The sequence below is a fragment of the Butyricimonas paravirosa genome (assembly GCF_032878955.1).
GTDB lineage: Bacteria > Bacteroidota > Bacteroidia > Bacteroidales > Marinifilaceae > Butyricimonas > Butyricimonas paravirosa.
Genome location: NZ_CP043839.1, coordinates 3,586,659 through 3,612,049, shown reverse-complemented (window position 1 = coordinate 3,612,049; position 25,391 = coordinate 3,586,659). Strand labels below are relative to the sequence as shown.

General features: G+C 40.6%; 32 protein-coding genes. 11 read left to right on the top strand and 21 right to left on the bottom strand.

Features of this window, described 5'->3' with window-relative positions; translation table 11 throughout:
• Positions 1–35: 35 nt before the first annotated feature.
• The 9 genes from F1644_RS14695 to F1644_RS14655 all read right to left on the bottom strand — a co-directional run bounded on the left by F1644_RS14695 (position 36) and on the right by F1644_RS14655 (position 3,696).
• Positions 36–467 carry a hypothetical protein gene (locus F1644_RS14695; protein WP_118303480.1) on the bottom strand — a complete coding sequence of 144 codons (432 nt, stop codon included), beginning with the start codon at positions 465–467 and terminating at the stop codon, positions 36–38.
• Positions 468–767: 300 nt separating this feature from the next.
• Positions 768–1,001: a hypothetical protein gene (locus tag F1644_RS14690; RefSeq protein WP_118303476.1), complete on the bottom strand. Its 234-nt coding sequence runs from the start codon at positions 999–1,001 to the stop codon at positions 768–770.
• Complete coding sequence (locus F1644_RS14685; RefSeq protein ID WP_168044203.1) at positions 998–1,537, bottom strand: hypothetical protein; 540 nt, start codon at positions 1,535–1,537, stop codon at positions 998–1,000. Before F1644_RS14685 ends, F1644_RS14690 begins: the two co-directional genes overlap by 4 nt.
• Positions 1,515–1,730 (bottom strand): hypothetical protein, encoded by a 216-nt coding sequence (locus tag F1644_RS14680; protein WP_118303474.1) that lies wholly within the window; start codon positions 1,728–1,730, stop codon positions 1,515–1,517. Before F1644_RS14680 ends, F1644_RS14685 begins: the two co-directional genes overlap by 23 nt.
• Position 1,731: 1 nt before the next feature.
• Positions 1,732–1,941, bottom strand: a complete 210-nt coding sequence (locus F1644_RS14675) for a hypothetical protein (protein WP_147344434.1) — start codon at positions 1,939–1,941, stop codon at positions 1,732–1,734.
• Positions 1,942–2,204: 263 nt separating this feature from the next.
• Positions 2,205–2,771 (bottom strand): response regulator transcription factor, encoded by a 567-nt coding sequence (locus tag F1644_RS14670; protein ID WP_118303470.1) that lies wholly within the window; start codon positions 2,769–2,771, stop codon positions 2,205–2,207.
• A 59-nt stretch (positions 2,772–2,830) separates the two neighbouring features.
• The gene (locus F1644_RS14665; protein WP_118303468.1) at positions 2,831–3,043 is read right to left on the bottom strand and encodes a hypothetical protein; all 213 of its coding nucleotides are present in this window, start codon (positions 3,041–3,043) and stop codon (positions 2,831–2,833) included.
• A complete protein-coding gene (locus tag F1644_RS14660; RefSeq protein ID WP_118303466.1) occupies positions 3,033–3,449 on the bottom strand; it encodes a hypothetical protein in 417 nt (138 codons plus the stop codon). The genes F1644_RS14665 and F1644_RS14660 overlap by 11 nt, the downstream gene beginning before the upstream one ends.
• Complete coding sequence (locus tag F1644_RS14655) at positions 3,439–3,696, bottom strand: hypothetical protein (RefSeq protein WP_147344433.1); 258 nt, start codon at positions 3,694–3,696, stop codon at positions 3,439–3,441. Before F1644_RS14655 ends, F1644_RS14660 begins: the two co-directional genes overlap by 11 nt.
• Positions 3,697–3,835: 139 nt before the next feature.
• Between F1644_RS14655 and F1644_RS14650 the strand changes: the two genes are divergently transcribed.
• From F1644_RS14650 to F1644_RS14630, 5 genes are all read left to right on the top strand, one after another.
• Positions 3,836–4,231: a hypothetical protein gene (locus F1644_RS14650; RefSeq protein WP_118303462.1), complete on the top strand. Its 396-nt coding sequence runs from the start codon at positions 3,836–3,838 to the stop codon at positions 4,229–4,231.
• Between the two features lie 25 nt (positions 4,232–4,256).
• Positions 4,257–4,676, top strand: a complete 420-nt coding sequence (locus F1644_RS14645) for a hypothetical protein (protein ID WP_147344432.1) — start codon at positions 4,257–4,259, stop codon at positions 4,674–4,676.
• 136 nt (positions 4,677–4,812) lie between these two features.
• Positions 4,813–5,319 carry a hypothetical protein gene (locus F1644_RS14640; protein WP_147344431.1) on the top strand — a complete coding sequence of 169 codons (507 nt, stop codon included), beginning with the start codon at positions 4,813–4,815 and terminating at the stop codon, positions 5,317–5,319.
• Positions 5,319–5,678: a hypothetical protein gene (locus F1644_RS14635; protein WP_118303456.1), complete on the top strand. Its 360-nt coding sequence runs from the start codon at positions 5,319–5,321 to the stop codon at positions 5,676–5,678. The genes F1644_RS14640 and F1644_RS14635 overlap by 1 nt, the downstream gene beginning before the upstream one ends.
• Positions 5,679–6,013: 335 nt before the next feature.
• Positions 6,014–6,241, top strand: a complete 228-nt coding sequence (locus F1644_RS14630; RefSeq protein WP_147344430.1) for a hypothetical protein — start codon at positions 6,014–6,016, stop codon at positions 6,239–6,241.
• Between the two features lie 245 nt (positions 6,242–6,486).
• On the opposite strand, the gene F1644_RS14625 is transcribed toward F1644_RS14630, so the two are convergent.
• The 4 genes from F1644_RS14625 to F1644_RS14610 form a co-directional block, all read right to left on the bottom strand.
• A complete protein-coding gene (locus tag F1644_RS14625; RefSeq protein WP_118303452.1) occupies positions 6,487–8,046 on the bottom strand; it encodes a recombinase family protein in 1,560 nt (519 codons plus the stop codon).
• Between the two features lie 487 nt (positions 8,047–8,533).
• Positions 8,534–9,073 (bottom strand): hypothetical protein, encoded by a 540-nt coding sequence (locus F1644_RS14620; RefSeq protein ID WP_118303450.1) that lies wholly within the window; start codon positions 9,071–9,073, stop codon positions 8,534–8,536.
• 348 nt (positions 9,074–9,421) lie between these two features.
• Complete coding sequence (locus tag F1644_RS14615) at positions 9,422–10,057, bottom strand: recombinase family protein (protein ID WP_118303690.1); 636 nt, start codon at positions 10,055–10,057, stop codon at positions 9,422–9,424.
• A gap of 102 nt (positions 10,058–10,159) precedes the next feature.
• Positions 10,160–10,321, bottom strand: a complete 162-nt coding sequence (locus F1644_RS14610; RefSeq protein ID WP_158571806.1) for a hypothetical protein — start codon at positions 10,319–10,321, stop codon at positions 10,160–10,162.
• Between the two features lie 162 nt (positions 10,322–10,483).
• Here F1644_RS14610 and F1644_RS14605 point away from each other — a divergent pair, with 162 nt between their 5' ends.
• On the top strand, positions 10,484–10,798 hold the full coding sequence (locus F1644_RS14605) for a helix-turn-helix domain-containing protein (protein WP_118303448.1): 315 nt from the start codon (positions 10,484–10,486) through the stop codon (positions 10,796–10,798).
• On the opposite strand, the gene F1644_RS14600 is transcribed toward F1644_RS14605, so the two are convergent.
• Both F1644_RS14600 and F1644_RS14595 read right to left on the bottom strand, forming a co-directional pair.
• Positions 10,761–11,576 carry a phage/plasmid replication domain-containing protein gene (locus F1644_RS14600; protein WP_147378869.1) on the bottom strand — a complete coding sequence of 272 codons (816 nt, stop codon included), beginning with the start codon at positions 11,574–11,576 and terminating at the stop codon, positions 10,761–10,763. The genes F1644_RS14605 and F1644_RS14600 overlap by 38 nt on opposite strands.
• A gap of 214 nt (positions 11,577–11,790) precedes the next feature.
• On the bottom strand, positions 11,791–11,979 hold the full coding sequence (locus F1644_RS14595; protein ID WP_118303444.1) for a hypothetical protein: 189 nt from the start codon (positions 11,977–11,979) through the stop codon (positions 11,791–11,793).
• Between the two features lie 733 nt (positions 11,980–12,712).
• Here F1644_RS14595 and F1644_RS14590 point away from each other — a divergent pair.
• The 4 genes from F1644_RS14590 (at position 12,713) to mutL (ending at position 16,819) form a co-directional block, all read left to right on the top strand.
• Positions 12,713–13,423, top strand: a complete 711-nt coding sequence (locus tag F1644_RS14590; protein ID WP_087419614.1) for a hypothetical protein — start codon at positions 12,713–12,715, stop codon at positions 13,421–13,423.
• 88 nt (positions 13,424–13,511) lie between these two features.
• Complete coding sequence (locus F1644_RS14585; RefSeq protein WP_118303442.1) at positions 13,512–14,606, top strand: lysylphosphatidylglycerol synthase transmembrane domain-containing protein; 1,095 nt, start codon at positions 13,512–13,514, stop codon at positions 14,604–14,606.
• A gap of 28 nt (positions 14,607–14,634) precedes the next feature.
• Positions 14,635–14,943 carry a hypothetical protein gene (locus F1644_RS14580; RefSeq protein WP_118261539.1) on the top strand — a complete coding sequence of 103 codons (309 nt, stop codon included), beginning with the start codon at positions 14,635–14,637 and terminating at the stop codon, positions 14,941–14,943.
• A gap of 10 nt (positions 14,944–14,953) precedes the next feature.
• Complete coding sequence (mutL, locus tag F1644_RS14575) at positions 14,954–16,819, top strand: DNA mismatch repair endonuclease MutL (protein WP_118303440.1); 1,866 nt, start codon at positions 14,954–14,956, stop codon at positions 16,817–16,819.
• Between the two features lie 4 nt (positions 16,820–16,823).
• On the opposite strand, the gene F1644_RS14570 is transcribed toward mutL, so the two are convergent.
• Positions 16,824–18,170 (bottom strand): TlpA family protein disulfide reductase, encoded by a 1,347-nt coding sequence (locus tag F1644_RS14570; RefSeq protein WP_118303438.1) that lies wholly within the window; start codon positions 18,168–18,170, stop codon positions 16,824–16,826.
• A 153-nt stretch (positions 18,171–18,323) separates the two neighbouring features.
• On the opposite strand from F1644_RS14570, the gene F1644_RS14565 reads away from it, so the two are divergent.
• Complete coding sequence (locus F1644_RS14565) at positions 18,324–20,606, top strand: NADP-dependent malic enzyme (RefSeq protein WP_118303436.1); 2,283 nt, start codon at positions 18,324–18,326, stop codon at positions 20,604–20,606.
• A gap of 161 nt (positions 20,607–20,767) precedes the next feature.
• Here the strand turns inward: F1644_RS14565 and rpiB are convergent, their stop codons facing one another.
• From rpiB to F1644_RS14540, 5 genes are all read right to left on the bottom strand, one after another.
• Positions 20,768–21,199, bottom strand: coding sequence for a ribose 5-phosphate isomerase B (rpiB, locus tag F1644_RS14560; RefSeq protein ID WP_087419608.1), 432 nt, complete (start codon positions 21,197–21,199; stop codon positions 20,768–20,770).
• Between the two features lie 143 nt (positions 21,200–21,342).
• On the bottom strand, positions 21,343–22,032 hold the full coding sequence (gene rprY / locus F1644_RS14555) for a response regulator transcription factor RprY (RefSeq protein ID WP_027200284.1): 690 nt from the start codon (positions 22,030–22,032) through the stop codon (positions 21,343–21,345).
• A 56-nt stretch (positions 22,033–22,088) separates the two neighbouring features.
• The gene (locus F1644_RS14550) at positions 22,089–23,633 is read right to left on the bottom strand and encodes a sensor histidine kinase (protein ID WP_087419607.1); all 1,545 of its coding nucleotides are present in this window, start codon (positions 23,631–23,633) and stop codon (positions 22,089–22,091) included.
• Positions 23,634–23,841: 208 nt separating this feature from the next.
• A complete protein-coding gene (gene ruvB / locus F1644_RS14545) occupies positions 23,842–24,867 on the bottom strand; it encodes a Holliday junction branch migration DNA helicase RuvB (RefSeq protein WP_087419606.1) in 1,026 nt (341 codons plus the stop codon).
• Positions 24,868–24,956: 89 nt separating this feature from the next.
• On the bottom strand, positions 24,957–25,391 hold the full coding sequence (locus F1644_RS14540) for a nucleoside deaminase (protein ID WP_087419605.1): 435 nt from the start codon (positions 25,389–25,391) through the stop codon (positions 24,957–24,959).

Genomic DNA, 25,391 nt, shown 5'->3' with positions numbered 1-25,391 from the left:
ATGTTTAACGATATATCATGATTTCTCGGGGCAGGTTAATCATCGAAATCCTCGTGATGTAAATTATACCCGGCTAGGATCGCTTTTTTCAATTTTTCCCGGGTATTTTGATTACTTGAATCTTCTTGTAATATTTTGTCGGCTAATTCATAGGCTTTTTCTTCCAGGGACGTTTCGCCTTCCCTGGTGTACTGGATCGCCATCCGGGATTTATATCTCGAGTTTTCATGATTCATCTCAACGGATAGAACCAATTCTGATGCGTTCATATCAATACCTTCTCTTGTCATTTTTATTAAAAGGAACTGAGCCAATTGAAAGCAATCCTCCCAACTTGTTATTCCTTTCAAGTACTCGTTAATACCGGACTTTTGACCAGCCTCGAACATGGATTTGGCGAATGTCTCGCCCGTGTTACAACCGTTGTTTTTAACGATTTCCTCGTATATTTCTTTAAATGTTTTCATACTTGTCTAATAATTAATCAACTTCATTTTATCCAATTCCATTTGAAATATTCTACCGAAATAGAACATGTACTCTCCCTGATTACTCGGATATGATCTAAATCTTATCATGACCTGGAATGACCCGAAATGACGATATATACCATCTTTACATAGCGCGTAAGTCATTTTTATACTTACAAATTCATAATCAGGATGATGACGTAACGTTCGGACAAAAGCAATGTATTGCTCTATCCCTATATATAAAACGGTTGTATATTTTCTTTTATACATATCGTGTTTTTGCAGTTACAACTATTAACCCTGGATTGCCTCTTGAATACCATCACAGGCTTGTTCCAAATATTCCATAGATTCCTCGATCGCTTGAATAATTTCATCCATGCGCTCGGCTTTCGAGCTTTCCTGTAAATTATCGGGTAGATTATCACGTGCCTCTTGTTCTTCATCCCGAATCTCCTCTAGTTCATTTTTGATTATATCAATCTGCTCTGATAAATCTTCCAATCTTTTTCTTCGATCTTTATTCATACCGTTTTCTCCTTTACCTGTTTTATTTTTTGTTTTAATCGGTCTTCTGCCGCTTGCACGTTAGCCATCTTGATCGCGAGTTTCTCTCTCGCTTTCAACAAGTCTTCATCGGTATCTTCATCAAAAAACAAATTATTCGCCTTGTTATAAACAATATACTCATCAATTTTCCGTTGTACTTTCGTGACTTGCGCTTTTGCAGAAGCCAAAGTTTTCAAGTCTGAAATAAACTTTGGATTATTCCCCAAACGCTTGTCATAAAAACTAAAATAGCAATTCACATGATCTTTCGGGTACTTGCAAACAAGCTTGGCCCGTCTCCAATTTACTACCCACTCCCAACGTTCATAAACCTCACGGGGCAAATCATAACTGAAAATTTGTTCCCTGTTACGGTTCTTATCCACACGTTCGATACTGATAGAAACCCACTTTTGAACACCTAGTTCTCTTTCCGCCTTGGCAAAATCTTTTGCCATTTGAATAAAATCATCTGCACTCTCTTGTCTCATATCATCCATCCATTTCTGCATCATACTCGTATCTCAACAAAGAATTCAGATTTGAAAGTATTTCCTCGTAGATTCCGAGAATCTTAACTGCATCATCAGATCGCGCATCAGGACCAGTTTCCAACTGTTTTTTAACTTCCGTTATCCTCGTGATCTCTTCACGGATAAAAGCGAGATTCTGGCGAAGAATATTTATATCCAAATTAATTCCGTTCATTTTATTCCTGACTTTTAATTTCAGCACATATTTTCCTGTACAACATCCGATAAGCTCGCCCCTTCACAGTCTCGCAGATAACACCCCGGATGTATAAACGAGAAATAGCATCGCTATCTCTTTGAAATTCTTTCACCTTTTCTTTGTCAATATCATACTTCCGTAATTGTCGTGACAAAGGAGGAGCCATACAACCAAATCTTATTTCCATAGGCTTTTGAATTTTGTGGGGAACCTCGATGGAGGCCCCTCACGATTATCTATCAGAAAAGTGGTACTACAATATCTCATAATTTTTCTTTTTAGGTTTTGGAACTTAGCCCGGAGGGAGGGAATCGAACCCCCATGAACCCGCTTCTGTTAGCAAAATTTCCGGCCTAGCCCGGGTTCTCACATTTTACCGATCCACTCGGCTCCTCCTGATAACCGGGGGAAATCTCACGACTTGCCCCGAAACGAATTAAACACAACCTATCAAATTCCTAATTCCGTTGCCATCACGGCCAGCGCAACAACATTCGTCACGGCGTGTCGTTCTTTCATCTTTTCAACCCGACTTTTCACCGTTGCAACAGACACACACAAACGATCCGCAACCTCATTCATTGTCCTCCCCGCCATCACTTCCCGCAACGTGTCTACCTCATACCCCTTTAATCCCGCTCCCACGCCACAAAACTTTCCCCGTCCGGGGCAATCCGTCCGCCCACACGCTGAATTATACACGTCCGGGGTTATCTTCCCATCCACCATATCCGGATCACCATCAAGGCTCCCGAACTTACAGAATAACCACTTTTTAAATCCACTTTCAAACCCCACAATCCCAAACGCATCCCGGATAAAACGTTGTCCTTCCTTATCCATTAAATACTCGTCAAGGAACTGTCTCTTTTCCTTACCAGGCAATTCTTCAAACCGCATCCGTTGTCCCTCATGAATTGCGTAGATCACGTTATCACAAGCAAAAACCTCTGTCCCCCGAAATATCCCCGCCGGAATATTGGAACCTTCTCTAAAATTGTCTACATTTGTTCTCATAATCTTTAGGATTAAATCCCGCTGAAAGTTGTCCAGACGATAAGCGGGATTATTTGTTTTTAAAGCGTTGATAATAATGATTTCCTTCTTTCAACCTCTGCTTTATTCTCAAGAGCTAACTTTAATAAAGCATTATAAATTGATTCATTTTTTGCCTTACCACTAACCACATTATAAATTACAACAAGACTTTTTCCTGTCATTTCCTGCACTCTCTTCCCGTAGCCTTTCGGGAGCCATTTTTTAATTTTTTCTAAATCTTTATTTTCCATATTCCATTGATCTTCTCACGTTAGAAAATACCTCACAAAGTTCCATACTGCATTCCCCCGGATACACGCATTTGGCCGGGGTAAACTCAAATACTTGTACAAAATCATACTTTGCCAATTTTTCATACTTCGGCATATCGTTCGTCAAAACAAAAATCGGCTTCACATTCTCAATCCCATAATTCAAGACACCATCTAATAATTTGAAAAAATCACGTTTACGCAAATCATCTAATATAAGGACCTCTCGATCTTTCATATACTCCAACATCTTCGGCTTGTACCCAGTATGACAACCACAATAAGCTATCTTTTTTAATCCTCCCCAGACGTCAATATATGAATGTATTAGGATTGATTTACCGGAACGAGCTGGTCCCACAAAAATTGTCACTTTATTTTTCATGACTCACCTCCATCTTCATCAACTCAACGTCAATACGGCTCAAGCGATAAATCGTATCATCAATATTTGTGTTAAACGACGTCAACCTACCATCAAATCTAAAAGAATCCCCACGCTCAGCAAAGTGATTTGTAACCTCATTACGTATACGTATCATCCGTCGAATAATATCCGACACAAACTCCCTGTCAGCATGAATCTCCGCCAACGAAGCATCACCCTCTAAAATTTCGTCTTTGTCTTTCATAATTTCATACTTTTTACTATTGTTTTTATTATCTGTTTCCATTAACTTGCTGTCGAATCAGTATTGCAAATATAGTGAATTTATTAACCAACAAACAAGCATTTTGGATAAAAAAACAACCAATATAAAAGAGAGAGTTATGTATATAGCTAAATATTACAATATTAGCTATGAAAAATTTTTCCCAACAATAGATACATCTTATGCTAATTTCAAAGGAAAAGCCAAAAATACAGCCTTAACATCCGACACAATAGCTAATATTTTATCTAAATATCCTGAAATAAATATAACATGGATATTAACAGGAGAAGGCGAAATGTTACTACCAAACAACCCGAAAATACACAACGAAGATAAATCAGACAACATTACTCTTAGCAGAGAAGTTTTTGACTTGATAAAAAATCAAGCAGAAGCAATTCTTTCACAACAAAAAACTATCGAGAATCTAGCTTCAAAAGTAAAGGAGCCTATTGTCCCCCAGGAAGGAAATGCAATGAATGCCGATGCCGCCGGATTTTCGGAAAAATGAAACCCAAGTATTAAACACCTATACCATGTATAAAGCTTCACAACAATTAATAGATATTCTTTTATCGAATGGATTTAAAGAACACACTTCATCTTCTTGCCCAGAACACTGGGACCTTCTGCAAGAAAAAGGTTTTTATGATCCGCAGTCGGTAAAAAGAGATTTAAGATTCAGACGTTTAACCATTTTCTTCAACTATATCAATATTTGTATCCGCTACAACAGCGCAGCATACTATAAAACCACATACAAATTACTAGAATCCGAAATAAAATCTCTTATTCTATTCACCAAACTTCCCACTTCACTCCGAACATTCTTGAAACACCATAACGTGTATCCAACAGGAATAATAGAGTATATTGAAAAATATAACGACGAAGACCTAGCCGCTTTACCCTCTCGAAGTAGAGAAACAATAAAACATTTAAAACAATTATTATAAAACAAGTTCAACTTTCATATAAAGACTTAATGCCTAAAATGAAAAAAAACAATACAAATATTACTAAACAAACAATTTATTCATTAACCCCTAAAAATATAACAAGCCCAAATATCCTATGGAAAATAGCGTGAATATGATATTAGAATTCATCTCAGACTTTGGCAATATCAGCAATTTATGTTCCATCGCAGGCTTCTCAATTACAATATTGACATTCATTTTCACAGCAAAGGTGAAAAAGGCTGTTAATTTAACCAATAAAGAAATCCTCTTCAAACATTTGTCTGAAAGAGAAATAGAGGAACTAAAGGCACGCAACAGCTTATTTCTCAATGAAATAAAAAACCTAAACAAACAAACATTAAGATTACACCTTAGTTCACTAAAGACTAAACTAGATTTTTTCAAATCTCATTCGCCACGGTCAATTCCTACAAAAAAAGCAATTAAACAACTCAAATTTCTATATAAATGCGATTTTTTAACGAAAGAAGAGGAAAAAAGGACACGCAACAAATACGTATGTATTCGTAAACTAATTCACAATGCCAACAATGACGATCTCTATGAGGCATACAGAAGAATAATTGTAGTTATTGATACAACAGAGCAACTTCGAAAATTAAAAAATATAATATAATGAACTTCATTGAACAAGAATCTAAAGTTATTACAAAACTTTTAAGAGATACAATAAATAGAAAAATACTGTGGCAAAGACATCCTAATTTAGTCTTGCAAGACGCAAGCATTGCCACAAATAATCTTATCTCCCCCCCAAAAGATGGAGTATATACGACAAATTTTAAAAATCGTATTTTTCAAATATATGTTAGTGATAGCAATGAAAAGGATATAATTTTAGAATTAAGTAGAGAAAATTCTAACCATATTGATACTCGATTCTACCCCACAAGTGCTTTAATCGATCTATACAATGTAATTCTAACTCAAGATTCTAGATTATTTAATTTTTTTAACGAATTCTTGATGAGTTAATTCATAATTATGGTCCAATTCATTATCTATAATTAGATGAAATCAGATAAAAATATCAAAGGCTACGAAGACGAAATCCCCGTTAGCCCAACACCAGAACCCGGAACAGGATCACCCCAGTATCCTACACCCCAAACATCGAGAGTACAATTATAACAATATAGCTAATAAAAAACATGAGCAATCCGAATACAAATAACCGTGTCCGCTTTTCCAATGAGGCTCTATTAAATTCAATATCTTGTCTCATTGCAGAGAGTTCCGCCGCAAGCAAATAATGATAGGAAGACATTCCCCCTCGTCGTAAACAACCTTCAAGATTTATTTGAGCGGGAATGCGTCCAGCATATTTTATTTTATACGGTTTTGCTGATAGAAATAAGGAAACTAAAGAAGTAACAAAAACAAGAGTAAAAATAACCTTTATCGTCAAACAAGCTGAATTTATCACGGATTCCATTGCAAATGAAAAAAATGCGAACACGAATGCCATTACAGTATACGCTCGATGGGAAAGAGTTGAAGACGATTTTATCGACTCATCAAGACTCCTGTTCCCTTGACTTATCAAATACTCGAAAGATTGTTGATCCAAATTTTTCAATTCAGCTAACGAAAAATCATACACCGATCTCATAAGTTCATTTTTTAGTTTATTACAAAAATACAAAAGATCAGATCAACAGAAAGGACAAGATAAAATATTAATTATAAAACAATTAATCCCAATTAGCAAAAGGAATAAAACTGAAACAAAGATTGCAAACAGAAAAAACTGAAACAAAATAATATACTAATAACCAAACCATTACCATAAAAACGAGTTTCCGTTATTCTCCACTAAAGCGGATACTTCACTGGAAAGTGGAGTATTTTTTTTACTTTCATACTTGTAAGTCGTTGATATTTTACGAAATAACCGGAATACTTCATTCTCCGAAAAAGTTCGATAATCATCATTTTTATCATCCCATTCAATACCCTGTGGAAAGACCAAATTTTGGAGCTTTTGGCAAACTCTTGCATTTCCTTTTTGCCACAAATCCCCTAATTTACAAGACATTTTAAGTACCTTTGTTGTATAGCGGTCAAGGTTCGATAATTTATTTTTGTATAGCTCTAAATTTTGTTCTATCTCATCTTTTTGTTCTTCCAAGACATTCATCGTATCGTCATAAATTTCCTTATCAATTTCACCCAAGCCATAACGCAAACGAACTGCCTTTGCCTTAACCTCACAATCGGTCAAACGGATATTCAAAGATTTAATTTCTTCCTTCTCCCGTTGATTGTTTTCCCAAAAAACTTTCGTAAAAACTCGTTGAAGTATCGGGAACAGACATTTAGGGATTCGATAATCAGACAATAAGTTTATATACTTCTGGTGCATCACATCGGCAGCCCGATTATGACAACAACCTTTCGTGTTACACTTGTAATAATCCCGATTTTTTTTCTTCACTGTATAAGCCGTAAACGGTCTATGACAATCTGGACAGAAAACGTGACCTTTTAATGGGAAGTTATTGCTTTCCTGTTTCTCATACCCAGCTAAATGCCCCTCGTTCATCTTTCGATTGACCTTATCAAAGATTTCCGGTTCTATAAGAATTTCTTGATTTCCCCTTATCCAATCCTCGCCTAACGACCAATGTCGAATCATCCCACAGTAAAACTTATTCCGGAACATCTCACTTAATTGCGACTTCTTTATAAAAACACCCCTCCGATTTAATCGTCTCATAATCTCATCACTAGTTATATTTTCATTCGCTTTCCACAAAAATGCCTCTCGTAATATTTTACCCGTTTCATTAACCGTGATTATATGTCTTTTATCTACCTTTTTCCGAGAAAACCCCATCGGAACTCGACAACACCAATCCCCCCGTTCCATACATCCCTTAATTCCCGCTAAACATTTGTCTCGCCGTTGAGAATTATCAAACTTACTTAATATTAAATACAAGTCTTCTAAAAACTCTCCCTGAGTATTCTTTTCAACAGGTTGAGCAACTGCTATCAAATCTACTCCTCGTTTCCGCAACATTTCTTTAACCACAATTCCCTCTCCTCCCGTACGAGAGAAGCGGTCATAAGTACGAACTAAGATTGTATTGACTTTCTTATTTGATGTTACAACTTTCAACATTTCTTGAAATTGCCGTCCATTGGTTGTTTTGGCACTTTCACCTTTCCCCTCATATTCTCCAATTACTTGAATATTGTGCTGCGTTGCGTATTCTCTACATTCTTTCTTTTGTACATCTATACTACAATTATTTTTAAATTGCTCTTTCGTTGATACTCGACACCAAATAACCGCAACTCTGTCTTTGGAAGTATCTGTTTTCTTTACCCTCATCATAATTAAACTAATTCATTATCCAACATATCATACATCATACTCCCATAAACATATAAATAACCTAATATTTCACGCATCTCTTCATCAGTGAATGAGAGTCCTATTTTTCTAAATTCTTTTCTATAATCATCTAATTCCGTATCGCTAAACATTCACATACGAATTACCATGGTGTCGAAACACCTTATTCCCACATTTTGACTTAACCTCAAACTGCCACGCTTAGCGTATGTGTTCAGACAGTTCTCTCCTAATCCCCGTAGTTTATCAAGGGTTAAATCTTACTTATTGCTTACATATTCATAATGCTTTTGAAATTTTGTGCATATATACACGCAAAAAAATCAAAAACCCAACTTTGCGACATTAAACTATCGTTTTTGTAAAAAAAATTCAATATAAAAGAATCGGCACGGATCGTGCCGATTCTTCAAAACCTTCAAGTTTTATATTGACCGAATTCACGTAACAATATCCAAACACTCATTTATTCATCAGAATTTTCTACGGCATACACAAACGTGAATGTTCCCGTCATTACTTTCACATTTCCACCTTCCATATCATCAAAAGTCACATCAAATTCCATTGTAACCTGTCTTTTTTGAGCATCATATTCTAAAACCTTCAATGAACCTGCTTTACTATACAAAGGCTCCGTGTTATCATGCAGGTCATTTATAAAAGCATCAAAACTATTCGCCTCTTGCTCTTTTCCACTCATATCCATGTACCTGTTTACTTGATATACTTTATCTTTTGCAATAGAGTTCAAGTTAAAATCACTGGCGGCAAAATAAATATCGTTATTGACCACTTTTTTCTCGTGAAGATAAAAACCTATCACGAATTGCTCCAAATCTTGAAGGTAATAGGCATCGATTCCATAAACTTTATACGTTTTCTCCCCGACCTTTACCACATTTTCACTCTTACCACCATCATCTCCATCTTTCTCATCATCATCATCAGAACAAGCCATAAACATCGTTGAGAACAACGCTAACAATAAAAAAATCTTTTTCATGTTTAAATTACTATTTATTTTACCCCAATCCCCAAGTGGTAGATTTATAAATAAAAGAAGCGTGAGGATTGTTGAATTATCGTAACTGCGGCTCTGGTAAACCTTGGAACAAATAAAACGACACCCCACGCTAAAACTTATATATGCAAGCATATAAAGCCAAAGCATGAACGTTTGTATCGCCTTCTCCCTGTTCCATACAAAAATTTACCAGATTTTCAGTTACAGGATAAAGCTAAACGCTTCTATATGTACAATGTCAAGGTATTTTATCCTCAACGATGCAAAGGTACATACTTTTCAGCATTTAACAAACGCCTAATGGGTGTCATATTTTAATTTCATTATTTATTGTTTCGCCAAAACTAACTTAATTTTTTGGATGGTGGAAACGGAATGTCCTGTTATTTTCGCTACGTTCCGAAGCGAGTAACCTTTTCTTAGCAACTTCACCTCGTCCACGTATTCCTGTAATAGTTTTCTTTCGTCTTTCCGATACCCCACTTTCCTACCAACTTTACCCCCATTCTCCCGGTAATTACGATACCCACTCTCCATACGTTCTTGTATGGTCTTTCTCTCCATTCGAGCTATCTCCGCCAAAATCGTGACAAGTAGTTGACTCATCGGGTTTATCTTTCCCTCGTCCGTCAATGTTTCAATCCCGTAATTCTGGATAAATAGGCTAATCCCGTTCTCGTTCAGTATCTCGATAGTTTTCAAGACTTGTAACGTGTTCCGCCCAACCCGGGACAACTCGCTTGCCAAGATTTTCTTAACCTTGTGTTCTTTCACGTAAGCAATCATGTTCATCAACTCCTCCCGTTCCTCATTACGTTTTCCCCCGCTGACCTTTTCGGCGAACACTCTTTTTACCTTCATCCCGTTTCGAGTTGCATAGTCGGTTAAATCATTTACTTGTCGTTGGTAGTCTTGTCTATCCCCAGTAGAGGACACCCGGGCAAATATCACAACTTCTTTTATCTCCTGTTTCATTTTAATTCTTTGCGTTATTCCAGTACAAAAAATCGTGTTCTAAAACCTTATCTAAAAGATTAAAACAGCACATTTTTAAAGTGGTACACGCTAGTACCACCTTTTAGGTTTAGTCCAACCATTCAACTCGTATAACCGTTCCAAGGCATTTAGACGTGTTCCACATCCCTCCACCTTTTCACCCGTTTCATTATCCCAGATTCCCCAACCCGAACCGCTACATCCCATCCTATATTTTACTATTCTTTTCATATTTGTAATGGTTTATTTGTTTTTACACCACAAATGTAGTGATTTATTTACAATTTACCAAATTAATCAACTACTTTTTAATGGTTTATCACTATATTTTCTTCATAATGTAATAGTATATTGAAATTCTTACTATATTTGTAACCAATAAACCATTACGACATGAGCAAATTAAGAGTGAAAGAACTATGCAAGCTAAAAGGTATGAGTATGCAAGATATTGCCACGGCCTTACACATTAATCGAGTAAACCTATCCAATAGCCTCAACGGTAATCCAACCCTTGACCGATTACGCCAAGTCGCCGAAGTTTTAGGCGTGGAAGTCTCGGAGTTATTTCAGACACCACGTATTAATGAATTATCCGGGTTCGTGGAATTTAGGGGAGACATTTTCAAAATCAACACCCCGGAAGACTTGTTCACCCTCACGGAAAAGGTTAGGCAGGCTCTTTCAATAGAGCCGGAAAAGAAATGACGGAAATATTTTGATTCAAGCGGCCTAACAATTCCCTATACGGTTTCATCGTTTTATTGATTGAAGTGTTACAAGAAACAAGGGAACGAACTTTCATCTCCACCTTTTGCAAGTCATTATCATGTTCACGTAAAAATGCAAGTCGTTCATAATCTCGTAAAGAGAGACCTTGTACCTCTTCACATGAAACAGGTTGGCATAACACCTCATCCAGAATGTTCAAGATAGGATTACCACAAGCGGCTAACACCTTTACTAAAGTTGTTTCCTCCACATTCAAATTTTTCCGAATCTGTTCTTTGGAGTTCAAGTTTAACTCGAACCTAATTTTATCCTTGTAGAAATCCTCCACGGCAGACTTAGCGGAAAGACCGTTCAAGTAGTCACGATTTCGACTTTTTGACAATTCCTTATGCTTATCATATATCGTCAAGCGTTTTTTACATCTTGCGGTACTCACGACATTTTCAAGCACGACACCATTTTGTTGGTATTGCTTACAAACCCATTTTTTGTTATTCTTAATATGTGTAGCCACATAATTTGAAATTTTCGATATGTCGGAACAAAGAACATCTCTCGTTACATCACACCGTAAAACTTCCGCCTCATTAAGAATCGCATCGACCGCCAAGTGACAACAACCAAGAGCATTGATATTATCCAAACATTGACGAATGTTAGACTGGTTTATCAAATAAATCATATCATCCCCTAATAACTTCGAGGTAAACTCTATTATCAATTCATCATGCCCATGCTCTAAACGAATTTTCAAAAGGGGCATTTCTTGCTTGTACCTGTGGGATATTATAACATCATTTTTAATATTAGCTACAAAATCATCACCTATATCAGATATATTATTTATACTTGTTTTTATCATTAGTTTATCAAAACATAACATTTCATTTTCACATTAGCACTTTTATTATCACCTTGCCAAAAAGCAAGTTTTTTCACCTTGATAAGTGGTGAAAAAAAGGGGGGTATCAAATTACCCCCGAACTCTCCTCGTCACTCGGTTTCGGTTTAGGCGGAACGGTTTTCCAATATCTCTTCATCGAATCCGAAATTTTTTGAGCGTGTTCCGAAGATTTTCCCCGGTTTTTCAAACTTTGACTGATTTTCTGTTTCACGTCATCTTCCATGTCTCTAAATTGTCTTTTACCTGTTGCCATGTCTTGATTTTTTCTATAAATAGTATCGGATACGAAAAAGTAAGAACAATAAAAACAGAAAGTATAGTAAACTTCGAGAATTTCTCAAATATCCCCCAGATTCATGAAAGATACGGTTGTTATTCCTACTTCATTAACCTCTAAAAAAAGCCGAGAGAGAGGATACGGAAAAACGACACAGGGGTACGTCCCCCCATTTCCCTCTAATCGTTTATGAAAGACGTGATTCTACCTCATCCAATATCATTCATAAACTGTATTATTTTAACCCAATCGGCAACAAATTGGTTCGATAATTCAACCTTAAAGTCCACGAACACCACCTAAAGCATTGAAATTCAATGCTTTTTCTTTTTAAGAGTGTTTTCGGGGCTTTTTTTAGGTTTTGGAACGGCTTAAAAAAACAAGGAAAAGTGGAGTGCAAATACTCAAATTTTTATTTCAAAACTATTTCTCTACCCCTCCATCCCCAAACCAACACTTACATCTGTCTCTTTATGTTGTCGTCAACTCTCCGTTTTCCCTTCGTTCCTATAGAAACTGACTTCATCGAAAGGATAACGAAGAGATAACGACAAGACGCAAGAGTAGCCATACCGAGGGTAAGACTTCACCCGGAAGATTACAAATCCTAGAAACGGGTAGGAACAATTTTTAGCATTTCAGCAAAAAAAATCCAATTTGGCATAAATTATGTTGCATAAATCATCACTAAACCTAAAAATACAACATAATGGAAGTTATTGCAGCACGTACGATGAACGCACTTTACATGTACCTTGATGTCGCGTTCCTACTTTTCTTAGGTGCAACCTTAGTTTACACGAAAAGATATTTGGCAATCATTGTCGGATTACTGGCCGGAATCCTGTATTTCATTGTTGACTATGGTTATTTTTACCTGTATTTAGGCACGAGAAGTGTGGAAGGAGCCGATCCGTTCTGTTTTCTCCTGTGGTTAAGCATGAGTTATGGTTTCACGAATTTCGTATGGATATGGCTCTGGCTCGACCGGGACAAACGGGCATTGGAATGGTCCATCTTGATTATCGCCTCTTGGTTTACCACCTCGTTACTAAGCCAAAGTTTCGGGGGTAATTTCGCCCCGATCGCCATTTCAAGGGGTACGGGAGCCTACCATGGTATCATGGCCCTCATCCTCTTCGTCGGATATGCTATTCTTTGTATTCATAACATCAGAACGACGGACGAAACCCGAAAGATTAACATACCGTGGATTCTTGCCATCGGGATTCTAGTACAATTCGCATGGGAATTCGTACTACTGGTCACGGGAATCCGTAACCCAAGTTTCATGACCATCGTGGTTAACTCCCTTCTCGAAACCAACTTGGGACTACCTTACATGTACTTCATTCACCGGGCTGTAAGTAAACGATACCACGAAAATCTCTCCCGTCGTGAAAAAATCATCGTAGCCTAATTAACCACTCTTTCCTGAAAAAAAGGACAACGAGTTTAACACGTTGTCCTTTTTTTCGTAAATTAGCCACAAATAAAAACCAGAGTTTATGGAACAGGAGCGCCAAGAAGAGAACCAGAAACTGACAAAAAAAATCAGCCCGTATAAAATCATATACCCCATCATTATCGGGTTGGCCGTGGTCTCTTACATGTTATATAAAGAATTCGATCCCAAAGCATTTGACATGATCACCTTTACATGGAACACCGTGTTCTGGTTATTCGTTGCCGTCCTGTGTATGGCCATCCGGGATTTCGGGTATATTATCCGGATCAAAATACTGTCCGGCGGGAAACTAAACTGGATTCAGTCCATCCGGGTCATATTCCTCTGGGAATTCACCTCGGCCGTAACTCCCTCCGCCATCGGGGGAACCAGCCTGGCGATCCTTTTCGTGCATAAAGAAGGAATCGGAGTCGGGAAAAGTTCCGCCATGGTCATGGCAACCTCCTTTCTTGACGAATTGTACTTCATCATCATGTTTCCACTCATACTGCTGTTCGTCAACCATCAGGCACTGTGGGAAATGCCGGATACCACGAAAGCAGTGGCCGACGGGTTAATTCTCGTGGCCGTTATCGGGTATAGCGTGAAACTTGCCTACCTTCTCGTGTTAAGCTACGGGTTATTCAAGAATCCTCGGGGCTTGAAATGGCTGATCATGAAATTATTCCGGTGGCGCATTCTCCGCAAATGGCGTCATGATGCCAACGAGGCCGGAACCGATATTATCCGGAATTCCCACGAATTAAGAAATATGCCGTTCTCCTTCTGGCTAAAAACATTCGGAGCGACTTTCTTCTCGTGGACAGCACGTTACTGGGTGGTGAACGCCATCCTCGTGGCTTTTTGGTTCGGACGTTATGATTGGGCGCAACATTTTCTTATCTTTGCACGACAACTCGTCATGTGGATCATGATGCTGGTAAGCCCGACTCCAGGTGGTAGCGGTTTTGCGGAATTTGTCTTCTCCAAGTACCTCGGAGAATTTCTTCCGAGCGCCGGGGTTGCCATAGCGATGGCCATTTTATGGAGGCTCATCAGCTACTACCCTTACCTGTTTATCGGGGCATTTATCGTACCGAAATGGATTGCCCGTAGTTTTGGCAAGACATCGAAGAAAACGAAAACGAACAATTAAAGATTTAACGTGCTAAGGAATAGAAATCATGGGACTATTTAAACAACCGGAATATCGCCGTTTCAACCCGAAACCCCGCTATTGGGACCCGGAGGCCGAAGCCAGAAAAGAACGAGAGAAACGCATTCGCACAGAACTGGGTCTGCCGGAAGAAGGAGATGAATATATCCCCGATGTCAGAGCCGGATTGCAAAAGGAGTATGCTAAACGTAAAAGTGAACGTGGTGGATTGCGCCTTGGTTACGCAACCCGTCTCTTTATGATACTTATCATTATATTGATTGCGATCTTTTATTTGGCGACTTACAAGATTGATCTTATCATGAAATTATTCTAAGGATTCCGGTATGGCAGACGTAATTCAATTATTACCCGACTCGGTAGCGAACCAGATTGCGGCAGGAGAGGTCGTACAACGTCCGGCCTCCGTGGTGAAGGAATTAATGGAAAATGCCCTTGATGCCGGGGCAACAAAAGTACAAGTTATCCTAAAGAACGCAGGCAAAGGATTCATCCAGGTCATTGACGACGGGAAAGGAATGTCCCCGAGAGATTCCCGCATGGCTTTTGAACGTCATGCCACATCCAAAATATCCTGCGCACAGGACTTGTTCAACATCCGCACGATGGGATTCCGCGGAGAGGCCCTTGCATCGATTGCATCCGTGGCAGAGGTGGAATTACGCACCAAACGGGAAGAGGATGAACTGGGGACCTACCTCTTCGTGGCCGATTCTGAATTAAAAAATCAGGAAAATATCAATTGTTCCCGGGGAACAAATATGCTGGTTAAAAACCTGTTCTACACGATTCCCGCCCGGCGAAAATTTCTGAAATCGGACACCACGGAACTCCGTAATATTACCACGGAATTCTTACGGGTAGCCCTCACCGCCCCGGATATCGCGTTCACGCTCGTCAACAACGGGAATGAAATATACAACCTGCCCGCATCCGGCTTGCGTCAGCGCATCGTTAATGCCTTCGGGAAAACGATTAATACAAAACTACTCCCGGTTAATTGCGAAACGGGAATCGTCACCATCAATGGTTTCGTGTGCATCCCCCAGCACGCCCGGAAAACTTACGGGGAACAGTATTTTTTCGTGAACAACCGGTTCATGAAACATAACTTTTTCCATAAAGCAATCACGGAAGCCTATGCCGGACTGATTAGCGGGGACATGATCCCCTCGTATTTCCTTTATTTCACGGTGGACCCTTCCATTATAGATGTGAACATCCACCCGACAAAGACGGAGATCAAATTTCAAGACGAGAGTGCTATATTCCAAATTATACTGGCCAGCGTGAAAGAGGCCTTGGGCAAATTCAACGTAACCCCAACAATAGACTTTGACACGGAAGACAAGGTTGACTTCACGGTTCCCGACTCACCGATTCTCCCGAAGGTTCCCAAGGTCAGTTATAATCCCCATTACAACCCGTTCAACTATTCCACCTCGATCTCGAAAGAAGATTCAAACTTCGAACAGTCAGGCGGTAATAGTTCACGCCAGAACTTCGAACCCCGGCACAAGGAAAAAGTTCCCGCGAACTGGGATGCACTCTTCGCCGGATTGGAAGATAAAACCGAAGAAGTACAAACTGAAATCCCCGAAATGGCAGAGAAACAGGAGGACCACGAAGGAATCATCTCTTTCGTGCAAATGAAAGGCAGATTCATTGTCACGCCCGTTCATTCCGGGTTGATGTTCATTGATCAGAAACGGGCGCACGAACGGGTGCTATACGAACGTTACCTGGAAACCTTGTCACACCAACAAATCTGCGGACAAAAAAGCCTGTTCCCCGAAACTCTGGAACTCTCGGCTGAAGATTTTCTACTCGTAAAAGAAATCATGGACGATCTGGCCATGTTAGGCTTTGAACTCGGAGAATTCGGAAAGAATTGTTACGCCATCTACGCCACCCCGTCCGACTTGTCGACTTCTCGCGGAAAAGAAGTGCTTATCAGCCTGATTGAACATTACAAGAACACGGAAGGTTCAATCCGAGATAAAATGAGGGAACGCATAGCCCTGTCGCTCGCTAAGGCGGCATCGCTAGATTACAATACCCCACTGGACAGACAGGAAATGAGCAATCTGTTCGACAACTTGTTCGCCTGCCAGCATCCCAATTACACGGCTGACGGCAAGACAATCATCCACATTCTGAAAAATGAGGACGTGACCCAGTGGTTTAAATAAAAAACTATTTTTCTTTCAGATAAGCCCGCAACGTTTTCGCTGTTTCGGGATCAGAAGGTCGTGACATATCCGAGTTGATAATACGTCCATCCGGAGCGATCAAAATAAAACGAGGGATTCCGCGAATCATGTAAAAATCCATGAAAGAACGGTCACTCCCCATGTATAATTGTACTTCTCCCTTGGGATTCTCTCGCACCCGCTTTTCCCAGACAGCACGGTCATTATCACAAGAAACAGCCACGAACACGATATTTTCATCTTCAAACTCTTTCTCCAGTTTCTCCCAAGCCAGATTTTCATAGCGACAAGGAACACCCCAAGTAGTCCACACGTTGATGAACAAATATTTTCCCCTGAAATCTTCCAATTCGACGGCTTGCCCGGCAATATCCGTAAACATAAAATCAAAAGCAGGACTACTGGGGACAATTTTCGCACAACGATCATAAATCTCTTGAAACCGTTTCCGCAATGCCGGGTCCTTCACGTAAAAATCATACACCCGCAAGACATCATCAATATGCTCGTCAATTCCCACACCAAGCAAATAAGCATAAGCGTAATGATCGATCAGGAACTCCACCAGCGTCTCGTTCGTCAAATGGTGAATCACGTAATCAAACTGTGCCATCACTTGCTTGTAGGCATCCAGCTCCTTCATGTGGTACGTACTGATCAACGAAACCAAGGAGGCCATTCCTTCCTGGTACTCCTTCAGAACCAACAACTTCTCATCTTCCTTGATCAATTTTTTGATACAGGAAAGATAAGCGGTATCCGGCTGATAATCCGTGTTTCCCGTACTCCAAGCATGATACAAAGGGTAATTTTCCAACGCTTTATAAGTGGAAAACTTGATCCGGTTCCGTTCCATCTCAGTAAAAGCGGCATCGAAACCCATGGTATCCAGATAATGAAACTGCTCTTGAATCAAGTCCTTCAACTGGCCTAAAAACTCCGGGGCATTCAGTTCATAATCGACAGACAGATTCTTCATGACCTGACTATTCAAATAATTATTCTTGGGAGAGCCGTCTCCTTCAAAACGGATATTCCCTTTAGCATGGTCCCCGTAAATATATATTTGCAATGTCGTTCCGTCTTCAATAAACAAAGGAAGACGATCCTTTCCATATTTTAACGTTGCGTATCCGCGTTCGCCCCCTGTCAGCATCAATTTGGCATAGCCGGAGTCATCCACTTCAATTTCCCGTTCCTCCCCGTTAACCATCAGCTCCGGCTGTATCCCTGAAGACCCGATAAGATTAAACTCCACAACCGTTTTCCGGGTATTACAACACCACATCAATAATATCAAGATCAATATTATGCCTCCAAATTTTCCCATTATCTAACGCACCAATGTTACAATTTGCTAAATTAATTATAAATTCTTTTAACCCGAGTTAATGTCCTGACTTTAACTTTTTATTAACGTATCATACCTTGTTATTTAAATCAAGTCCAAATAGCTTTACACACGCTTAAAATGACTAAAAATATGAACAACATGGATAAAAAACAGGCCCTGCATTACCACGCAATGGGACGTCCCGGAAAGATTGAAGTCGTTCCGACAAAACCACATAGTACACAATATGATCTTTCACTGGCCTATTCTCCAGGGGTAGCGGAACCCTGCCTGGAAATCCAGAAAAATCAAATTGATGCCTACAAATATACAGCCAAGAGCAACCTGGTAGCCGTGATTTCAAACGGGACAGCCGTACTCGGACTAGGAGATATTGGTGCCTTGTCCGGCAAACCCGTCATGGAAGGGAAAGGATTATTGTTTAAAATATTCGCGGACATCGACGTGTTTGACATCGAACTCGACACGAAAGACGTGGATAAATTCATCGAAACGGTTAAAATGATCTCCCCGACTTTCGGGGGAATAAACCTGGAAGATATTAAAGCACCCGAATGTTTCGAAATCGAACGCCGGCTCAAAGAAGAACTGGATATTCCCGTGATGCACGATGACCAACACGGGACAGCCATTATTTCAGCTGCCGGGTTATTAAATGCCCTCGAACTCAACGGGAAAAAAATTGATACCATTCGTGTCGTGGTCAACGGGGCCGGAGCCGCGGCCATTTCCTGCGCCCGCCTTTATAAAGCATTGGGTGTGAAGAAAGAAAACATGATCATGTGCGACAGCAAAGGAGTTATCTACACGGGAAGAGCCGGCCTCAACACAGAGAAAGAAGAATTTGCCGTTGAGACCTCTGCCCGTACACTAACCGAAGCTCTCGTTGGAGCTGATATGTTTTTAGGTCTTTCTGTCGCTGATATATTGAGCGAAGAAATGATTCAAAGCATGGCCAAAGACCCGATCGTATTCGCCCTTGCTAACCCGAATCCGGAAATCGGCTATGAAAAAGCCATTCACAGCCGCCCGGACATCATTTTCGCCACGGGACGTTCGGACTACCCGAACCAGATCAACAATGTACTCGGATTCCCGTATATCTTCCGGGGAGCATTGGATGTGCAAGCCCGGAGCATAAACGAGGAGATGAAACTTGCCGCCACTTACGCGCTGGCTGAATTGACGAAAGAACCCGTTCCCGAAAACGTGAAAATGGCATACAATGACCCGTCCATCGCTTTCGGCAGGAATTATATCATTCCCAAACCTCTGGACACCCGTCTGATCAGTCGCATCGCCCCTGCCGTGGCCAAAGCCGCCATCGAATCGGGAGTTGCTCGCACGGAGATCGAAGACTGGGATACCTACCGGGATCAACTGGAAAAACGTATGGGCCAAGACGAAAGACTCATGCGCCGAATGACCCGTAAAGCCAAAACTAACCCCAAACGGATCGTGTTCGCAGAAGGAGCCGATATAAAAACCCTGATGGCCGTACAGGAAATACTTTCCGAAAAGATCGCTTATCCCGTACTCATCGGCAACAAAAGCGAAATCGAAACTCTCCAAAAACAATATAAATTAGAGTTACCCGAACTAACCATTTTCGACCCGGCAAAAGAGATCAATAAAATAGATCAATACACCCAAGCTTATTACGAAAAAAGACAAAGAAAAGGGGTTATTCTGGAACAAGCCAAAGAATTAATGAAAAACCCGAATTTCATCGGTTTAATGATGGTTGAATCAGGAGAGGCAGACGGTTTTATTTCCGGGATTCACTCTAATTACCACGATGTACTCCGGGCTGCCAAAGACATCATCGGCCTAAGAGCTTGTTGCAAATATGCCGTAGGTATGCACATCGTGACCAATAAAAAAGGTACTTATTTCCTAGCCGACACGACAGTCAACAGTCATCCGTCAGCCGACACACTGGAATGCGTGACCGTCCTGACCTACGAGGCTGTAAAACAATTCAACGTGGAACCGATTGTCGCCCTCACCTCATACTCCAATTTCGGGGAATACCGCTTGGGTAGCCCGGCACAGATACAAGAGGCTGTTGACACGCTTCATCGTAAATACCCCGAAATCCTGGTTGACGGCGAAATGTCTGCATCCATCGCATTCAATACCGAATTGCGACAAGCACGTTTCCCGTTCTCCCCACTGGCAGACAAGGACGTGAACACGATTATCTTCCCAAACCTTAGTTCCGGAAGTATAGCCTTGGGTGTGTTGCAAGAACTAGGAAACAACGAAATCATCGGACCCGTTTTACTTGGTTTGAATAAACCCGTACATATTTTACAAATGGGATGTAGCGTGAGAGACATTGTTTACATGACCACCTTGGCCGTGACGGACGCACAGAAAGAAATGCCGGTGGATATGTGCCGAATCTGACGTTCGGAGTTCATAAAGTTATAAGGTTTATAAGGTCTATAAAGTAACGGGTGTCCTTCGGACAATGATTTAACGGCAGCTCAAGCTGTCATAGACAAAGCGCCCCTCGGGGGACCAAGAACTTTATAGACCTTATAAACTTTATGAACCTTCCAACCCTTTTATTTTACCGGAATCTTCTCCACCCTTCTTTGGTGGCGACCACCTTCAAAATCTGTTGACAAAAAAACGTCTACCACATTTTGAGCTTCCTCGTAAGCAATAAAACGAGCAGGCAATCCAACCACGTTCGCATTATTATGCTGACGAGCCAAAGCTGCAAGTTCCATGTTCCAGCACAAAGCACAACGAATACCCTGATGCTTATTGGCGGTCATGGAAATGCCGTTACCACTTCCGCAAATGGCAATTCCTCTTTCATATTCACCAGCCTCCACGGCCGCAGCCATCGGATGAGCTGTATCCGGATAGTCCATACTCTCGGCAGAATAAGCACCGAAATCCTTTACTTCATGACCTTTTTCCCGAAGGTATTTTACCAACCGTTCCTTGTACTCGTAACCGGCATGGTCACATGCTATCGCTATTTTCATCTCTTTAAAATTATTGTCCTTAACTATAAAACAAAAGTTGACTTGTTATCGTTTGCAAGTTTACATAGAAACTTTTTAACTTGCAACTTGAAACCTGTCAACTTCCAACAAAAAAGGGACTCTTCCGAATCCCCTTTTTATCATCAAAGAATCAATTTATATCCTTTTCCGTGAACATTGATAATTTCCACCGACGGATCTTTCTTCAAATGTTTACGTAACTTCGTGATATAAACATCCATACTTCTGGCATTAAAGTAATTGTCGTCAGCCCAGATATTCTTCAAAGCGTAGTTTCTCTCCAATACCTTGTTTACATTCAAGCACAACAGACGAAGTAACTCAGACTCTTTCGTGGTCAATTTTTGTTCTTCTTCCCCGTCAAACAAGGTTTGTTTCTTAGAATTGAATGTTAACTTACCAATCTTGAAGATCTCTTGTTCGTCTTCCGGTTTCAACCCGGTTGATCTTCTCAAGACAGCCTCGATACGAAGCAACAACTCTTCCATACTGAAAGGTTTGCTCATATAATCATCGGCTCCTAACTTGAATCCTTCCAACACATCTTCTTTCATCGACTTAGCCGTCAAGAAAATAATCGGAATTTCGCTATTGATCTGTCTAACTTCTTTCGCAAGCGTAAAACCATCTTTTTTAGGCATCATCACGTCGAAAATGCAAATGTCAAACGGTTCGTTCAAAAACCTTTCATATGCAATCTCTCCATCCTCACATAAAACGGTCTCAAAACCTTTAGCTCTCAAATATTCTTTAAGAAGCATACCCAAGTTGGTATCATCCTCTGCCAATAAAATTTTAATTTTCTCATCCATAGCTATGTTGTTTTAAATAATTCTCATTTTTTAATTCTCTGTAAAAATATACGAATTTAGAAAAATAAGGTTCTCTTTATTTTTTGCTTTTTTACGGTTAAAGGTAAAATGATGTCAAAACAACTACCTTTTTCAAGGGAGCTTTCCACGTCTATCCTTCCACCATGAGCCTCAACGATTTTCTTCACATATGATAGTCCCAAGCCGAATCCCTTCACGTCATGCAAATTCCCCGTGGACACACGATAGAATCTTTCGAAGATCAACTTCTGATCTTTCTTAGCAATTCCTATGCCATTATCAATGACACTTATTATAATTTCTTTATCTTTATTACGAGTATAAATGGTAATTTCTGGTGGTTTTACACAATATTTTATCGCGTTATCCACGAGATTGGAAATCACGTTTGTCACATGCACCTCATCCGCAAGCACTTCATCTTGATCCGCCTCAAGATAAGCGGAGAACTTACCCCCTTTATCCTCCACACGTAAGCTAAATTTAGGTAATAAATCTTCAATCAACTGATTAATATTTATATTCTTTAGCTTTAATTTCATCCGGGTTTCCGTGAACAAAGCCGTTTGCAGCACCCGTTCCACCTGGAAAGTTAAACGTTTACTCTCATCCCGGATAATCGTGGCCACCCGGTCAATGGTCTCCGGGGTATTCGTCACCGCCCCGTCCTTCAACATCTGGGATGCCAAAGAAATTGTTGCGATCGGGGTTTTGAACTCGTGCGTCATATTATTAATAAAGTCATTCTTGATAACCGACAACTTTTTCTGCCGGACAATAACGATCAGACAGAACACGGCACAAAACACGATAGCAATCGTGATCAGCACCCCGGGCAGAACCATCCACACGGAACCTGCCGTATCGGACGATGCGTCCGGGAACTTCAGATACAGGATAGCCGATGAGCTTTCACCCGGAAATATCTTCCGGCTAAGCGTCACATCATCCGAGACATGACTTAAAAAATTCTTGGAAGTCAAAATAAATTTACCATTTTCCTTAATACCGAATTCAAAACGAGAACGGATTCCCGCGTCTGTCAGCGTGTTACCGATAAAACCATATAGATTATTCAAATCTACCCGCCCCTCGATCACGTGTTTATCCTCTTTCCCTTCCGGTACAAACCTGTAATTTTCCCCGGTTCGCTCTTTCATGGCTTGTTGCAACTTAGAAATAGAAGTGGCCAGATTATCTTCCTTGAACTTACTTCCCACAAATTCACTGACATCCTTCACCTCCGAATCATCATCAATCAAATTAAGCATAGAATTGGCAACTGCCGACGGGTCATTTTTCACGGCAATCGGACGTTTCGGATCAATATAGATCGGGGCATCAATCTCCACTCCCCGACGTCTGACCTCAGACAGATTCCTGTTTTCAGAAAGCCTACCCGCCTCTTCCTGCTTGCGGATATAATCGACCATATCATCCATAGCCCGGTTAGCCGAGTAGAAGAATTGCTCCTTCTTCACCTCGTAAGCCGTTTGGAAATAACTGGTCTGGAGAATAATCAATCCCAGCAAGGATATACCAAACACAATTCCTAATATGATTATCTGTTGCTTTCTCATACACGCAAATTTAACAAATCCATTTTAACAATTGACAGGCTTAATACTATTTAACACAAATATAACTCATTGATCCTCTTCAAAATTTTATCCGTTCCGCAAATTAAACAAGTCAAAACCCCGCTTTCACCCATTTTTAACGTTAATAAAACTTTTGAATTTATCATTTTATCCAACACTTCCCGCTTTCCCAATCCTCCGGAATTAGCTAGAATAACGTGGCTTGCCAGTCATCCGTTCGCCGATTCTTCTGTAGATGCTTGTAGGCCAAATCTGTCACTTCACGTCCCCGGGGGGTTCTTTTCAGAAAACCTTCCTTGATCAAGAACGGCTCGTAAACCTCTTCCAAGGTTCCCGGGTCCTCGCTGACCGCAGTTGCAATCGTGGTCAAACCGACAGGCCCCCCCTTGAACTTATCAATAATCGTCAACAGAATTTTATTATCCATATCATCCAGCCCGAACTTATCAATATTCAAAGCCTCCAGCGCAAAGGTCGTGATCTCAAGATCAACCACCCCGTTTCCCTTCACCATGGCAAAATCCCGTACCCGACGCAACAAGGCATTAGCGATACGAGGAGTCCCGCGACTTCTAGACGCAATCTCTTTCGAGGCTTGACTCGTGATCTTTGTTCTTAAAATAGCCGCCGAGCGCTCCACGATCCCCGTCAGCACGTCGAGATCATAATATTCCAAGTGACTATTGATACCGAAACGCGCCCTCAACGGGGCTGTCAGTAAGCCGCTACGCGTGGTCGCCCCAATCAGCGTGAAAGGACTCAATTGGATCTGCACGGATCGGGCAGCCGGCCCTTTATCTATCATAATATCAATCTTGAAATCCTCCATCGCCGAGTAAAGATACTCTTCCACGATCGGGCTTAACCGGTGAATCTCGTCAATAAACAACACATCATTTGGCTCCAGATTAGTTAACAACCCCGCTAAATCACCCGGTTTATCCAACACCGGACCCGAAGTAATCTTAATCCCGACTCCCAACTCGTTAGCAATAATAGCCGACAAAGTTGTCTTTCCCAATCCGGGAGGGCCGTGCAACAGAACGTGATCCAGAGATTCACCCCGCATCTTCGCCGCCTCCACGAAGACTTCCAGATTATCCACGATCTTCTTTTGCCCTTGAAAATCACTAAAACTCAACGGACGCAAAGCCTTCTCCAGCTCTTTCTCACTATCTGGCACATTCCCGGTCCTTATATCAAAATTACCCATGTACTATTTTATTAATAACAATCTATTCAATTCGTAAATGTACAACAAAACAATTGAAAACGGAAAATGGTAAATGGAGAATAAATTAATCACCTTTTTCTGGCAAAGAAATTTTTTACCAATTCTCCACATTCATCCTCTAAAACTCCGGTAACCACGTTTGTCTTCGGGTGTAACACGGACGGAGAAAGCCGGGCATACCCCCGATGCGGGTCGGCAGCCCCGTACACCAATTCTCCCAATTGAGCCCAAGCAAGCGCACCACCACACATGACGCATGGTTCTAACGTGACATACAGGGTACAATCATTTAAATATTTTCCTCCCAATAAAGAAGTCGCGGACGTGATGGCAAGCATCTCCGCATGTGCCGTCACATCATTCAAACGCTCGGTTTGATTATGGGCCCGGGCGATTACCCGACCTTTACAAACGACTACTGCCCCAACCGGGATTTCCCCTTCTTCTTCAGCCAAGCGGGCTTCTTCCAACGCTTTCCGCATGAATATCTCGTGCTTATCCAT

Excerpts from the sequence above, each read along its gene's own strand:
- F1644_RS14695 (WP_118303480.1), bottom strand. The coding sequence starts at position 467 with ATGAAAACATTTAAAGAAATATACGAGGAAATCGTTAAAAACAACGGT.
- F1644_RS14690 (WP_118303476.1), bottom strand. The coding sequence starts at position 1,001 with ATGAATAAAGATCGAAGAAAAAGATTGGAAGATTTATCAGAGCAGATT.
- F1644_RS14685 (WP_168044203.1), bottom strand. The coding sequence starts at position 1,537 with ATGATGCAGAAATGGATGGATGATATGAGACAAGAGAGTGCAGATGAT.
- F1644_RS14680 (WP_118303474.1), bottom strand. The coding sequence starts at position 1,730 with ATGAACGGAATTAATTTGGATATAAATATTCTTCGCCAGAATCTCGCT.
- F1644_RS14675 (WP_147344434.1), bottom strand. The coding sequence starts at position 1,941 with ATGGAAATAAGATTTGGTTGTATGGCTCCTCCTTTGTCACGACAATTA.
- F1644_RS14670 (WP_118303470.1), bottom strand. The coding sequence starts at position 2,771 with ATGAGAACAAATGTAGACAATTTTAGAGAAGGTTCCAATATTCCGGCG.
- F1644_RS14665 (WP_118303468.1), bottom strand. The coding sequence starts at position 3,043 with ATGGAAAATAAAGATTTAGAAAAAATTAAAAAATGGCTCCCGAAAGGC.
- F1644_RS14660 (WP_118303466.1), bottom strand. The coding sequence starts at position 3,449 with ATGAAAAATAAAGTGACAATTTTTGTGGGACCAGCTCGTTCCGGTAAA.
- F1644_RS14655 (WP_147344433.1), bottom strand. The coding sequence starts at position 3,696 with ATGAAAGACAAAGACGAAATTTTAGAGGGTGATGCTTCGTTGGCGGAG.
- F1644_RS14650 (WP_118303462.1), top strand. The coding sequence starts at position 3,836 with ATGTATATAGCTAAATATTACAATATTAGCTATGAAAAATTTTTCCCA.
- F1644_RS14645 (WP_147344432.1), top strand. The coding sequence starts at position 4,257 with ATGTATAAAGCTTCACAACAATTAATAGATATTCTTTTATCGAATGGA.
- F1644_RS14640 (WP_147344431.1), top strand. The coding sequence starts at position 4,813 with ATGATATTAGAATTCATCTCAGACTTTGGCAATATCAGCAATTTATGT.
- F1644_RS14635 (WP_118303456.1), top strand. The coding sequence starts at position 5,319 with ATGAACTTCATTGAACAAGAATCTAAAGTTATTACAAAACTTTTAAGA.
- F1644_RS14630 (WP_147344430.1), top strand. The coding sequence starts at position 6,014 with ATGCGTCCAGCATATTTTATTTTATACGGTTTTGCTGATAGAAATAAG.
- F1644_RS14625 (WP_118303452.1), bottom strand. The coding sequence starts at position 8,046 with ATGATGAGGGTAAAGAAAACAGATACTTCCAAAGACAGAGTTGCGGTT.
- F1644_RS14620 (WP_118303450.1), bottom strand. The coding sequence starts at position 9,073 with ATGAAAAAGATTTTTTTATTGTTAGCGTTGTTCTCAACGATGTTTATG.
- F1644_RS14610 (WP_158571806.1), bottom strand. The coding sequence starts at position 10,321 with ATGAAAAGAATAGTAAAATATAGGATGGGATGTAGCGGTTCGGGTTGG.
- F1644_RS14605 (WP_118303448.1), top strand. The coding sequence starts at position 10,484 with ATGAGCAAATTAAGAGTGAAAGAACTATGCAAGCTAAAAGGTATGAGT.
- F1644_RS14595 (WP_118303444.1), bottom strand. The coding sequence starts at position 11,979 with ATGGCAACAGGTAAAAGACAATTTAGAGACATGGAAGATGACGTGAAA.
- F1644_RS14590 (WP_087419614.1), top strand. The coding sequence starts at position 12,713 with ATGGAAGTTATTGCAGCACGTACGATGAACGCACTTTACATGTACCTT.
- F1644_RS14585 (WP_118303442.1), top strand. The coding sequence starts at position 13,512 with ATGGAACAGGAGCGCCAAGAAGAGAACCAGAAACTGACAAAAAAAATC.
- F1644_RS14580 (WP_118261539.1), top strand. The coding sequence starts at position 14,635 with ATGGGACTATTTAAACAACCGGAATATCGCCGTTTCAACCCGAAACCC.
- mutL (WP_118303440.1), top strand. The coding sequence starts at position 14,954 with ATGGCAGACGTAATTCAATTATTACCCGACTCGGTAGCGAACCAGATT.
- F1644_RS14570 (WP_118303438.1), bottom strand. The coding sequence starts at position 18,170 with ATGGGAAAATTTGGAGGCATAATATTGATCTTGATATTATTGATGTGG.
- F1644_RS14565 (WP_118303436.1), top strand. The coding sequence starts at position 18,324 with ATGAACAACATGGATAAAAAACAGGCCCTGCATTACCACGCAATGGGA.
- rpiB (WP_087419608.1), bottom strand. The coding sequence starts at position 21,199 with ATGAAAATAGCGATAGCATGTGACCATGCCGGTTACGAGTACAAGGAA.
- rprY (WP_027200284.1), bottom strand. The coding sequence starts at position 22,032 with ATGGATGAGAAAATTAAAATTTTATTGGCAGAGGATGATACCAACTTG.
- F1644_RS14550 (WP_087419607.1), bottom strand. The coding sequence starts at position 23,633 with ATGAGAAAGCAACAGATAATCATATTAGGAATTGTGTTTGGTATATCC.
- ruvB (WP_087419606.1), bottom strand. The coding sequence starts at position 24,867 with ATGGGTAATTTTGATATAAGGACCGGGAATGTGCCAGATAGTGAGAAA.
- F1644_RS14540 (WP_087419605.1), bottom strand. The coding sequence starts at position 25,391 with ATGGATAAGCACGAGATATTCATGCGGAAAGCGTTGGAAGAAGCCCGC.